Annotated in this window: 1 pseudogene; it reads right to left on the reverse strand. The window is 30.9% G+C overall.

The features are described 5' to 3' along the window. Positions 1–141: 141 nt before the first annotated feature. Positions 142–315 (reverse strand): annotated as a pseudogene (locus tag HMPREF2597_RS13045) (IS5/IS1182 family transposase); the annotation flags it as partial. Positions 316–343: the final 28 nt, after the last annotated feature.

Raw genomic sequence — 343 nt, forward strand, 5'->3', positions numbered from 1 at the left:
ATCATTATGTTTTAGGCTATGAACGATATACTGGCAGTAATTGACAGGAAGGCCTGGGCCATTAAGTTCTTAAGCAATGTAAAAAAGACCATTTCTATTAAAATTATTTGATAGAAATGGTCTTTTCGCTTATGTATTAGATAATATACAGCTTGTTATCATTTTTGGATGATATGATGTTGCACCACGATGATGATTGAACTCATTATCTGGGATTGTTTATACATATCGAGAAATATTATTTGTAGGAATAAGAATTGAAGTTTCCATTGGTAGTGTATAGTGTAGTTGAGTCATGTTATAATCTTTATAGATAAGGCACCTCGTTCATTTAGTTTAGTAA

The organism is Staphylococcus sp. HMSC063A07, from assembly GCF_001836955.1.
GTDB classification, from domain to species: Bacteria; Bacillota; Bacilli; order Staphylococcales; family Staphylococcaceae; genus Staphylococcus; species Staphylococcus lugdunensis.